This is a genomic window from Blastomonas natatoria, assembly GCF_003201955.1.
GTDB lineage: Bacteria > Pseudomonadota > Alphaproteobacteria > Sphingomonadales > Sphingomonadaceae > Blastomonas > Blastomonas natatoria.
Window position 1 is genome coordinate 1 of record NZ_QJJM01000019.1, and the last position, 12,142, is coordinate 12,142.

A 12,142-nucleotide genomic window follows, 5' to 3' on the forward strand; every position below is an offset into this window, starting at 1 on the left:
CATCCACCGCGCTCAGACCGCTTCGCCAGATGCGCGCCGTCGAAGGCACGGCAAAACCTTAGCGTATATCTGGGTCCGTTCTGTGTACCGACCCCGCGTTGCTGGTCGCTGTCCGAACTGGGCACAAATTGACGGCTCTCCAGCGGATCAGGCTGACGGACGACGGAACATGGCATGATGGCAAGTTCATGCTCGGCAAACCCGGACAGGGCGCTTGGGCTCCACAGTTCGAAGGCAACGTGCTCGCCATTGCTGAGGGCATGGAGGATGCGGCAAGCTATGCTCGGATCAAAGGAGTCCCGTGCTGGGCAGCACTCGGGAATGAGCGTCTCGCGCTAATCAACGTTCCAGACCATGTTGGCACCCTTTACATAGCCTCGGACAACGATGATCCAGGCCGATGCGCTGCAATGGCGGCAGTTGGATCACACAACATACCAGAAAGGCAGATCATTCGTGATCCACCGCCAAGGCGTTTCCACGACTGGGCGCAGGTTCAAAGCCAGATCAGTTAAATGAACATCGCGCTGAGTGTCGGCTGCCGACCCAGAGCCGGTCGTTCCGATGTGGCCGCAGGAGTGTCGGCTTAAGCCGTAACCAGTCACTCGAACGTTTGACAGGTGCCGGGCGGTTAAACTTGGTCGATACTCTCGCCATCTTTATAGTTCACCGGATGTCCAATAAGGGTGTGGTGGAGGCGCTGTCCCAACCTTATGCGCGGATACGGACTTTGGGAGCCGATGCCATTCCGATCGGCAATTCGAACCATTCTGAACTCAAATCGGCCGCTTCAGCATTGGCTTGGGTCACTTCACCCACCAGCAACAATGCAGGATCCTTGTCTCCGACTGTCGCCATCAGCGCCGCCAGTCTATCCAGACGACCACGGATAAGGCGCTCGCCGGGAGAAGAGACGTTGACCGCGATCAGGATGGGCGTGCTCGGCAGCAACCCGTTGGCTATCAGCTGCTCTGCAATATGCGGTGCAGCGGCGCGGCCCATGTAGATCGCAAGTGTCGTTTGCGCACCGGCGATCGCTGACCAGTCGATGTCGCTTTGCCCGTTCCCGCAGCCTTGCGCCGTGATGAACGTGAGCGCCCTCGTGCTGCCGCGTCTGGTCAGCGAGAACACTCCGGAAGCTGCCGCTGCACTGGCGGCGGTGATTCCCGGGCATACCTGAACGCGTATGCCCTTGGCTTGCAGTGCATCGACCTCCTCGGTCATCCGTCCGAACACTGCAGGATCGCCGCCCTTTAGCCGAACGACGCGGTGTCCGTTATGCGAGGATTTCACCAGAAGGCCGTTGATTGCGGGCTGGGACATCGAGTGCCGCCCTGACCGTTTGCCAACCGGCACCTGCATCACCTGTCTGGGGATCAGATCGAGTATCGCCTGACTGACCAGTGCATCGTGAAACACGATCGAGGCCATCGCCAGCAAACGTTCGGCTTTGCGGGTCAGCAGATCAGGATCGCCTGGGCCAGCACCCACCAGCCAGACATCGCCAGAGCCAAAACTGATGTCAGCCATGGGCTGCCTCCTTGTGTTGCATGATCAGCCGCTGGATTGCGGGTTTGCATGAGCCGCAGTTTGTGCCGGCAGACAACGCAGCCCCAACCGCCTCGGTCGTCATCAGCCGCTGGTTCGTAATGGCCTTGGTCAACGTGATGGTGCCGATGTCGAAGCAGCTGCAGACAATCGCGCCGCGATCGGGCGCGGGTGTGGCTGAGCGCCCAGCCAGCAGCTCGGTCGCGCTGGCTTCAGAAATCCCGAGCTGAGCAATCAACCACTCGCGCCTGGGAAGCCGCTTCTGCGGGCCGATATACAGAGCCGCCACGACCACGCCGTCGCGCAGGATGGCAAACCGGTGCTGACCGTGCGCGCCGTCATGGCTTTCGATGCGCCCGCCGCGCGGCAGAACCCGCTTGGCGAACGCCAGCGGATCGCCATCACCTGCCATCTCGACCAGCCATCCGGCCTTGGTTCGCACCTTAGTGGCATAGCTGGATGGCAAAGGATCAGGCAGTACCGAAGCGATGAGAAAGCCGTGCCATTCGGCGACGAACGGAGAGATCCGCGCCGGTGCGTTCTTGAACCCAGGCTGCCCCGAATGCGGATCGGTCAGTGCGCGGGCGAGCACGCCGGTGCGGCCACCGGTTGATTGCTGGTCGGTCCAGTGGATCGGCACGAACAGTTCGCCGCGCCGTTGCCCATCGCTGATGCACACCCGATAGACGCTGCTGCCCTGCGGTGTTGCCACCAGAGCCAGTCCGCCATCAGACAGGCCGTGCGCCAGAGCATCTTCAGCATGGATTTCAACCAGCGGTTCCTGCCTGTGCTGGCCAAGCCGTGCGCTCAGGCCTGTGCGGGTCATGGTATGCCACTGGTCACGATAGCGCCCAGTGTTGAGCGTCAACGGCCAGGCCCTGAGCGGCTCGCCAAGCTCCATCTGGTTGACAGGCACCAGCCGTGCCTTGCCATCCGGCGTTGAAAATCGACCATCGGCAAAGGCATCACCGCCCCAGCGCCAGGGTTGCATGGTGTCATAGCCAGGGTTGGAGATCGCGGCATGGCCGCCGATGTCGAACACCCTTTTACCGGCATTCTGGTAAGTAGAAAGCCGCGCATGCTCACGGTAGATGTCGGCAGGACTGTCAAAGCTGAACGCTTCGCGCCAGCCCATCGCGCGCGCGACCTCCTTGATGATCCACCAGTCTGGCCTTGCCTCGCCCGCAGCCGGCAGGAATGCGCGCTGGCGACTGATCATCCGTTCGGAGTTTGTGACCGTGCCATCCTTTTCGCCCCATCCGGTGGCGGGCAGCATCACATGCGCATAGGCGCTGGTGTCGGTATTCGCGATGCAATCGGAGACGACCACGAACGGGCATGCGGCCAATGCTTCGCGCACTGTGCCTGCATCGGGGAGTGATACCGCCGGGTTGGTGGCCATGATCCAGACTGCCTTGACCCGCCCCTCACCGATCGAGCGAAACAGGTCGACCGCTTTCAAACCTGGTTTTGCCGCCATCGTTGGCGATGCCCAAAAGCGGCGGACGAGATCACGGTTTTCAGGCGCGAAATCCATGTGCGCGGCCAGCGTCGTGGCCAGCCCGCCGACCTCGCGCCCGCCCATTGCATTGGGCTGGCCGGTGATCGAGAACGGAGCCGCTCCGGGCTTGCCGATGCGGCCTGTTGCCAGATGCAAGTTTAGGATAGCATTCACCTGATCGGTGCCGCGGATCGACTGGTTGATACCCTGGCTGAACATCGTGACGGTGCGCGGGTGCGCGGCGAACAGATCGAAGAACGCCTGGACATCGGCAGGCGGCAGGTCGCAGGCGCGGGCAACAGACCAGAGGTCGTGACCTTCCGAGAGCGAGTCCCAAAAGCCATCCGGCACATTGACGCTGCGTTCGACGTAATCGAGGTCAATGTGTCCTTCGCGCATCGCAAAGGCCAGCAGGCCGTTCATCAGCGCAACATCGCTGCCGGGGCGCAACGCAAGGTGCAGATCGGCATCGGCGCAGGTTTCGGTGCGTCGCGGATCGATCACCACCAGCTTTTTGCCGCGCGCCGCCCGCGCAGCCATCATCCGCTGATAGATCACCGGATGACACCAGGCGGTGTTCGATCCGACCAGTACGATCAGGTCCGCAGCGTCCAGATCGTCATAGCTGGCGGGCACGACATCCTCACCAAAGGCGCGCATGTGCCCGGCGACCGCGCTCGACATGCACAGCCGCGAATTGGTGTCGATATTGGCCGATCCGATAAAGCCCTTCATCAGCTTGTTGGCGACGTAATAGTCCTCGGTCAGCAGCTGGCCTGATACATAGAATGCGACGCTATCCGGGCCGTATTGCTCGATCGTGCGGCGGAACTGGCGTGCGACATGCGCAATGGCTTTTTCCCAGCTTGCGCGCTTCCCGCCGATCTCCGGGTGCAGCAGACGGCCCTCATGGCTCAGCGTCTCACCCAGATGCGTGCCCTTGGAGCACAAACGCCCGGCGTTTGCGGGATGTTCTGGATCACCCACAATCGCTGCGCTCTGGCCATCGGCAGCAGGCGTGGCGAGGACGCCGCAACCGACGCCGCAATAGGCACAGGTTGTGCGCGTTGCGTTCACGCCGCCAACCGCAGTGCAGCGGCCCGCTCGATCATGATACGCCCGCTGTGAACCTCCACCGGGATCGTTGGCGTGCAGCCTTTGTCTGTTCCCTGCGCCTCACCAGTGACCAGACTGATCACCCAGCTGTGCAGCGGACACGTCACGCTGTCGCCATGGACAATGCCTTGGCTCAGCGGGCCGTTTTTGTGCGGACAGCGGTTGATCAGCGCGTAGATCTGGCCAGAGCCGGTGCGGAAGACCGCAATTTCCTCGCCGCCCGCCACCTTGATGGCGCGCGAACCGCGCAATGGCACCTCTTCTACTGCGCCAACATCAATCCATTGCGGCATCATGGTGCAACCCCTTCCAGTTGTGTGATGGGTCGGAACTCGGCCATCGGACGGTGCAGGTTGCGGTCCTGACCGGCGGCACGCTCTGCCCAGGGGTCGTCCTGGCTGAACGATTGCGCGATCCAGAAGCGCGCGGCCAGCGCATCACGCCCTTTAACATCGTCGATCAGCAGCGCGCGTAGCCACTCCATCCCCATCCGCTCGATCCACGGTGCGGTGCGTTCCAGATAGCGGGCATATTCGCGGTAGAGCTGGACGAAAGCGGCGGCCATGTGGATCGCCTCTTCCTCGGTCGCCACCTTGCACAGCAGGTCGGTGCCGCGCAGATGGATACCGCCATTGCCGCCGACATGCAGTTCATAGCCGCTGTCGACGCAGATCACGCCGAAGTCCTTGATCGTCGCCTCGGCGCAATTGCGCGGGCAGCCACTGACTGCCATCTTGAACTTGTGCGGCATCCAGCTGCCCCAGAACTTGCGCTCCAGCTTGACGCCCAGCCCAGTCGAGTCCTGCGTGCCGAAGCGGCACCATTCGCTGCCGACGCAGGTCTTCACCGTTCGCAGCGCTTTGCCATAGGCATGGCCGGAGACCATCCCGGCAGCATTGAGATCGGCCCAAACGGCGGGCAGATCCTCTTTCTTGATGCCGAAAATGTCGAGTCGTTGGCCGCCAGTGACCTTGACCATCGGCGCGTCGTATTTCTCGACGACATCGGCAATGGCGCGCAGCTCCTTCGGGTTGGTGAGGCCACCCCACATGCGCGGAACCACCGAATAGGTGCCGTCCTTCTGGATATTGGCGTGCATCCGCTCGTTGACGAACCGGCTTTGCTGGTCATCGACATATTCGCCGGGCCAGGCGCACAGCAGGTAATAATTGAGCGCGGGGCGGCAGGACGCACAGCCATCGGGCGTGGACCAATGCAGTTCCTGCATCACCTGCGGCATGTGGCGAAAGCCGCGCTCGACAATCAGCGCGCGCACTTCGTCATGGGTGAAGCTGGTGCATTTGCACATCGGCTTGGCGGTACGTTCGCCCGCGTATTCATCGCCCAGGCTGATCGTGAGCAGTGTCTCGACCAGACCGGTGCACGACCCGCAACTGGCCGATGCCTTGCAGGTGGCGCGCACGGCATCAAGCGTGCCTGCACCGTCTGCTATGCATGCTGCGACCTGACCCTTGCTGACGCCGTTGCAGCCGCACACTTCCGCATCATCGGGAAGCGCCGCAACGGCGGCCTTAGGGTCCGCTTGCCCCCCTCCAGAGGCAAAAGCTTGGCCAAAAATCAGCGCATCGCGGATCTCGGTCACGTCTTCGGATCGCTTGAGCAGATCGAAATACCAGTTGCCGTCGGCGGTATCGCCATAGAGCACCGCACCTACCACGCGGTCGTCTTTCACCACGACACGCTTGTAGACCCCACGTGAAGCGTCGCGCAGCACGATGTCTTCCGCGCCATCGCCGCCGACAAAATCGCCCGCCGAAAACACGTCGATGCCGGAGACTTTGAGCTTGGTCGCGGTGACCGATCCTTCGTAGCTGTTCGGCTTGCCGATCAGTCCATCGGCAAGCGCGCGGCACATTTCCCAGATCGGCGCGACCAGGCCGTAAACCTGCCCGCGATGTTCGACGCATTCGCCGACCGCCAGGATCGCAGGGTCGCTGGTCACCATCTGGTCGTCGACCAGTATCGCGCGATGGACGGCGAGCCCTGCCTCTTTTGCAAGCCTCACATTCGGACGGATACCCGCCGCCATCACCACCAGGCTGGCCGGAATGGTGCGCCCGTCGGTCAGACGTACGCCCTCGACCTTGCCCTCTCCAAAGATCTCCGCTGTGTTCGCGCCTGTCAGGATGGTCTGACCGCGACCCTCCAGCGCGGCCTTAAGCAGCCAGCCCGCCGCTTCATCAAGCTGGCGCTCCATCAGCGTATCCATCAGGTGAACAACGGTGACCTGCATACCCCGCAAGGCGAGCCCATGGGCCGCCTCCAGGCCAAGCAGGCCACCGCCGATCACCACGGCATCCCCCCCCAGGGCGGCCGTGTGAACCATCATGTCGACATCCGCCATATCGCGGAACGAGACGACGCCAGGCAGATCCTTGCCCGGCACGGGAATGATGAACGGGTCCGATCCGGTCGCGATCAATAGTCGGTCATATTGCGCGACCCGGCCCGATTGCGCGGTGACCGTCTGCGTGTCGCGGTCAATCGCGATGACGGCGTCGCTGACCACCAGATCGATGCCATGGTCGGCATACCAGCTGCGGTCGTTGATCACGATCTCGTCGAAGGTTTTCTCGCCTGCCAGCAGCGGCGAGAGCATGATGCGGTTGTAGTTCACATGCGGCTCGGCACCGAAAATGGTGATGCGGAAACGGTGCGGATCGCGCGCCAGCACCTCTTCCACCGCGCGGCAACCGGCCATGCCGTTGCCGATAACGACCAGATGTTCGCGGTCCATGCGTGTCTCTCCTGTCACAGCAGATAATCCATTTGCAGCCACAGCCTGCGGGTGTCGGTGCCAAACTGTTTGGCGCGGTAGTCGGCATATTTGACCAGCAGACCGATGTTTTTGGACAGCTTGAAGGTCGCTTGCGCATTCCATTCATCGCCATAATCCTGGCTCAGCCGGTCGCTGTCGAAACGGTGATAGATGACCGACAGGTTCACCGGTCCGCGCGATGTCGGCAGCGCATAGCCAAGCCCGGCATAGGCATCGCGCAGGCCGTTGGCGGGTGTGGTCAGGAACAGGTCGGCCCAGCCGTTGAACTTGTGCGCGGTGGCCAATGGCGTCTGGAAGCTGGTGAACGGCAGGCCCGACGATGCGCCGAGAACCTCGTACCCCCCTGTCAGCGTAAAGCCATGCGCGGCCAGTTGCGCCTCACCCAGCCAGTAATCGGCCGAATAGGAGTTGGCGTTCCCCTTGTAGTCGCTCTGCCGGGCGTAGCTGGCGATGATGCCGAGCTTCAGCTTGGGCGACAGCGCGAACGACGCGTTGGCGCGCGCGCCATAGGTCTGGCTGGAAAACTGCCGTCGTTCCGCCTGGTCCTGATCGACCAGATAGGCAAAGCCCTTGATCGCGACCGGTCCCGCCTTGCCGCCCAATTGGGCCAGCAGGTTGTCACCGCCGATGGATTGCAACGGGCTGTCGATGCCAAAGATGCTGCGCACCGACCAGCTGTAGGTGACATCGGCGGTGAGCGGGCCGAGTGCCGAACTTTCCAGCCGCACCGCATCATAGGTCTGCTCGTTCTGTCGCCACAGCACCGTTCCGACAAAGCGCTGGTCGTCGAGGTTGATGCGCTGGCGGCCCAGCGTCACCACCGTTTTGGGCAGACCGCGATACTGGACCTGCAGACGATTCAGCTCGATCGTTTCCGGATCCGCCACCACCGGAAACGCGGTGCGGCCATTGACCGTGCTGTTAAAATCGCCGTTGATCGCCAGCGTTGCCTCAGCCTCGGCGAGCACTGACCACGGCCCGCTCTTCGCCTCAATGCCGCTGCGCATCCTGAACGTCAGTGCATCGGCCTGTTCGGCCTTGCCCTGCTGATCCACACCCTCATAGCGCAGCCGGGCATCGATCAACGGCGTGAGCTTGAGCGGTTCAGCCAGCGCCGGACTGGCGGCCGAGGCGGCGACAACCGCCCCGGCGAGGATCCCAAGTAGCCGCGCGGTCATATGCGTGCGCCTTCAAGCGCGGTCGGCCAAGTGGCGCGCCAGCGGGTCTTGACGCTGACCAGGCTGGCAAAGGCAACCAGTGCAAGCCCGGCGAAGATCAGGAAGCCCCATTGCGGGCTGCCGGTCAGCTGCTTGGCCAGACCCAGCGACGAGGCGAGGTAGAAGCCGCCAACGCCCCCTGCAAAGCCGACCAGTCCGGTCATCACGCCGATCTCGTCCTTGAACCGCTGCGGCACCAGCTGGAACACCGCGCCATTGCCTGCCCCCAACGCCAGCATCGCGCAGACAAACAAGGCGAGCGCCAGTTCGACCCTCGAGGGGCCGAAGCTGATCGCGATCAGCACCGCGGCAGCAATCAGATACACTGCCATCAGCGTCTTGGTCCCGCCGATCCGGTCAGCGAGCGCGCCACCCATCGGACGGACGAGCGATCCGGCAAACACGCACGCTGCCGTGCAATAGCCCGCCACCACCGGGGTCAGCGCGAACTGGTCGACGAAGTAGATCGAAAGCGACGCGGCAAGGCCCACGAAACCGCCGAAGGTGACGCCGTAGAACAGCATGAACCACCATGCATCGGCTTTCTTCAACGGCTCAAGATAGGCGAAGATCGACTTGGGCGCGGGCGGGTTTGGCGCATCCTTGGCCAGCACCATGTAGATGACGAAGGTGATCGCCAGCGGGATGCAGGCAAGGCCCAGCACCGCGTTCCAGCCGAACGCCTTGGCCAGCAGCGGCGCAAACAATGCGGCGAGCACCGTGCCGGAATTGCCCATGCCCGCAATTCCCAGCGCGGTCCCCTGATGCTCGGCAGGATACCAGCGGCTCGCCAGCGGCAACGCGACGGCAAAGCTGGCACCGGCAAAGCCCAGGATCACGCCCAATGCCACGGCACCGCCAAAGCTGTTGACCCCCAGCATCCACGCCGTCGCCAGCCCGCCGATCACGATCAACTGGCCGATCGCGCCGGTAGACTTGGGGCCGATCTTGTCGACCAGCACGCCGTTGACCAGCCGCAGCACCGCGCCCGCCAGCGTGGGTATTGCGACCATCAGGCCCTTCTGGGCGTCGTTCAATCCCAGATCGGTGGCGATCATCGGGGCGAGCGGGCCGAGCAGCACCCATACCATAAACGCCAGATCGAAATATAAGAATGCCGCAAACAGCGTCGGGCGGTGTCCCGCCGACCAGAAACCCTTGTTCATGATAAACCCCTGTTATGGTGCGGCGCGGAAGACCCGTCCGGCTGGTGGGACCGAGCGCATACGCCGGGGCTTGTTGGCCGGAGCGCAGGGGGGAGCACGCGGTGATGATGGAGAAGCAGCGAGACAATGCTCGCGAAGGCAGCGACAGGGCAGCTAACGATGGCCGCGCCCGAGAGCTGGACAATCCCGTCTGTCAATCTGGCGGAATGAACCGTCAAAGCCATGCTCCTTTCAGACACGAAAAAAGCCGCCTCGAAGCGCGGTCATCAGGACCGGTTCGGGCGGCGTCATTGCCATGCTTCGTATTAACCGAAGCGGCCAGTTCAGCCCTTCATTGGACCGACCTGGTTATGATAGACCACGCATCATTGCCTGATCTTCCTTTAAGTTGTCAGCGAATCGACTATAGCGCAAGCTAATTTTTGTGCGTTGCAGCATTTGCAATTGGCGAGGCTAGAATGCTCATATCATGGGCTTTGTGCGCTGGTGCTCCAGGTAGTCCATCGCCCGGTCAGGATCGAACTGAACGCGATCGAAGAATTGGTCTTCACCGAGAATCAGTCTGCCCGTCTGGCTGGAAGCACCACGCGGCACGCTGTTGGCACCTTCCACCTTGGCACTGGCGCCGGGCAGTATCGCATCAGTCCCAGCAAGCGCGGACCTGTAGATGTCAGGACGGAACACCTGGGCTGCTCCGGCAAAACCCACCTCGCTCGCTTCGGCATGCCCCCACCGGGCCATCTGCGAATACAGCCACATGGCCTGACTGCGCCAGGGGAAGTTGGCGGCCTCGCGATGTTGAAACATGAAGTCGGGATAATGAATGGCATCGGCCCCCTGCGTGAGCCGGATCCGGTCCGTGGTCGCCCGCAGGATCGTTTCGCGGGGTGCGTCCAGATATTCCGAGCGTGACAATATGGCCGCATTTGCCTCTGTATTGCCAGGCTCGACGAAATGCGCAGCCGCTCTGTGCAGCGCTCGCACCAGCCGCTCGGTTGCGTCGGTGTCGGCCTGCCGACCATCGAGCCGCACCGCCAGCACTTTTTCCACACCGCGCCGCCAGATCTGCGCAGTGGCCAGCATGATCCGCCCGACACCGCGATCCACCGCGATGCTGTTCCACGGTTCGCCAACGCAGATGCCGTCAACATCGCCGCAGGCCAGTGCATCGGCGGCGAAGGGCGGGCTGGTGACGGTGATCTCGACATCGACGTCAGGCTGAATCCCTATGCCAGCCAGCCAGTAGCGCAGCATATAGTTGTGGCTGGAATAGCGATGGACCACCCCGAAACGCAGCGGCTTGCCGATGGCGACCCGGCGTTCCGCCTCCAGCTTCAACCTTGCGCCGATTTCGAATGGGTCACCCAGCGTGTTGTCGAGCATCAAGGCTTCTGCCAGTGCCGTTGATACGGTGAGCGCGTTGCCATTGAGACCGAGCACGAACGGGACGGCGAGCGGCATTGCCGGCCTGTCGCACCCCAATGCGGTGGCGATCGCGAGCGGTGCGACCATGTGTGCCGCGTCCGTCTGCCCATACATCAGACGGTCGCGTACCGCCGCCCAGGTGATGTCGCGGACCAGTTGCAGGTCCAATCCTTCATCCTCGGCAAAGCCCAGCTCACGCGCCAGGATTGGCAGTGCCGCATCAACCAGCGGCAGGAAACCAATCCTCATGAGGGTATTGCTCATGGCATATCTCCCATCAGGGCTTCGCTGGTCACGATGGCCTCGGCGACCTCGGCAATGCGGCGGTTGGATCGCATCGCATGATTGCGCAGCAGGGCATAAGCAGCTGGCTCGTCCAGCCCTTTGCGCTTCATCAGGATCGCCTTGGCGCGATCGATTGCCTGTCGGTCGGCCAGCGCGGTCCGTGCTTCCGCCAACTCGGCCTGCAGCCGTGAAAATGCTTGAAAGCGGCGAATGGCGAGGTCCAGCACCGGCTTGATGCGCTGCTTAGCCAAGCCATCGACAACATAGGCCGATACGCCCGCATCCACCGCTGCACTTGTCGACTCGGCATCGCTCTGGTCCACGAACATCGCGATCGGCCGCGCAAGGGCACGCGACATTGCGAAAAAGTCCTCCAGCATATCCCGGCTTGGATTCTCAAGATTGATCAGCACAACCTCGGGTGCAGCACGTTCGATCTGCGCAGCAAGCCCTGCAGCGTGATCGATGATCACGAGGTCGGTGAGGCCAGCCTCGCGCAAGCCATCCGAGATGATCGCTGCGCGCGTGGTGCTTGTGTCGATGATCGCGATGCGCATGATTAAGGTTAGTAGCGGCCAATGTCCGATGGCAGCAAGCTTTCGCGCACCGCTGCCGGGTTTTTGGCAATATCCGCGAGGCTATAGCGATCGAGATGCCTGAAGAATGCCTCAAGCGCACCGGCCAGGGCATGACGCAGTTGGCATGCTGGCGTAATCACGCAGGTATTGATCGAAGGGTCGAAACACTCCACAAAGCTGCCGGTTTCTTCCATCGTCCGCACGACTCTGCCGACATTGACCTGATCCGCGGCCTGCGCCAGCCGAAGGCCGCCGGTTCGACCTCGCACTGCCTCAATAAAGCCTTCTGCCACCAGGCGTTGCGCCACCTTCATCAGGTGATTCTTGGAAATGCCATAGGCACCAGCAATTTCGCCAATCGACCTGTGGCCATCATGGACCGCCAGATACATCAAGGTGCGCAGGGCATAATCGGCGTGAAGCGACAATCTCATTAAACATGCATATCAAATATTGCTATTAAGCGCCAGCCGCGTTAAACGATGCAAATGAATTACATCTTATCA

Annotated in this window: 10 protein-coding genes; 1 reads left to right on the forward strand and 9 read right to left on the reverse strand. The window is 62.2% G+C overall.

Annotated features, from left to right (window positions below; translation table 11 throughout):
- Positions 1-188 precede the first annotated feature (188 nt).
- Entirely contained in the window at positions 189-515 is a 327-nt protein-coding gene (locus tag C7451_RS20520; RefSeq protein WP_146215415.1) for a toprim domain-containing protein, read from the forward strand.
- A 196-nt stretch (positions 516-711) separates the two neighbouring features.
- On the opposite strand, the gene cobA is transcribed toward C7451_RS20520, so the two are convergent.
- The 9 genes from cobA to C7451_RS17850 all read right to left on the reverse strand — a co-directional run bounded on the left by cobA (position 712) and on the right by C7451_RS17850 (position 12,070).
- Positions 712-1,530, reverse strand: a complete 819-nt coding sequence (gene cobA / locus C7451_RS17810) for a uroporphyrinogen-III C-methyltransferase (RefSeq protein WP_110300247.1) — start codon at positions 1,528-1,530, stop codon at positions 712-714.
- Positions 1,523-4,126, reverse strand: a complete 2,604-nt coding sequence (locus C7451_RS17815; RefSeq protein WP_110300248.1) for a nitrate reductase — start codon at positions 4,124-4,126, stop codon at positions 1,523-1,525. Before C7451_RS17815 ends, cobA begins: the two co-directional genes overlap by 8 nt.
- Positions 4,123-4,461 (reverse strand): nitrite reductase small subunit NirD, encoded by a 339-nt coding sequence (gene nirD, locus C7451_RS17820; RefSeq protein ID WP_017671397.1) that lies wholly within the window; start codon positions 4,459-4,461, stop codon positions 4,123-4,125. The genes C7451_RS17815 and nirD overlap by 4 nt, the downstream gene beginning before the upstream one ends.
- On the reverse strand, positions 4,458-6,923 hold the full coding sequence (gene nirB, locus C7451_RS17825; protein ID WP_110300249.1) for a nitrite reductase large subunit NirB: 2,466 nt from the start codon (positions 6,921-6,923) through the stop codon (positions 4,458-4,460). Before nirB ends, nirD begins: the two co-directional genes overlap by 4 nt.
- A gap of 14 nt (positions 6,924-6,937) precedes the next feature.
- Positions 6,938-8,143 carry a porin gene (locus C7451_RS17830; protein ID WP_110300250.1) on the reverse strand — a complete coding sequence of 402 codons (1,206 nt, stop codon included), beginning with the start codon at positions 8,141-8,143 and terminating at the stop codon, positions 6,938-6,940.
- Positions 8,140-9,348: a nitrate/nitrite transporter gene (locus C7451_RS17835; protein ID WP_110300251.1), complete on the reverse strand. Its 1,209-nt coding sequence runs from the start codon at positions 9,346-9,348 to the stop codon at positions 8,140-8,142. The genes C7451_RS17830 and C7451_RS17835 overlap by 4 nt, the downstream gene beginning before the upstream one ends.
- Positions 9,349-9,810: 462 nt before the next feature.
- The gene (locus C7451_RS17840) at positions 9,811-11,037 is read right to left on the reverse strand and encodes a CmpA/NrtA family ABC transporter substrate-binding protein (RefSeq protein ID WP_110300252.1); all 1,227 of its coding nucleotides are present in this window, start codon (positions 11,035-11,037) and stop codon (positions 9,811-9,813) included.
- Positions 11,034-11,615, reverse strand: coding sequence for an ANTAR domain-containing response regulator (locus C7451_RS17845; RefSeq protein WP_017671402.1), 582 nt, complete (start codon positions 11,613-11,615; stop codon positions 11,034-11,036). The genes C7451_RS17840 and C7451_RS17845 overlap by 4 nt, the downstream gene beginning before the upstream one ends.
- 8 nt (positions 11,616-11,623) lie before the next feature.
- Positions 11,624-12,070 carry an RrF2 family transcriptional regulator gene (locus C7451_RS17850; protein WP_110300253.1) on the reverse strand — a complete coding sequence of 149 codons (447 nt, stop codon included), beginning with the start codon at positions 12,068-12,070 and terminating at the stop codon, positions 11,624-11,626.
- Positions 12,071-12,142 lie beyond the last annotated feature (72 nt).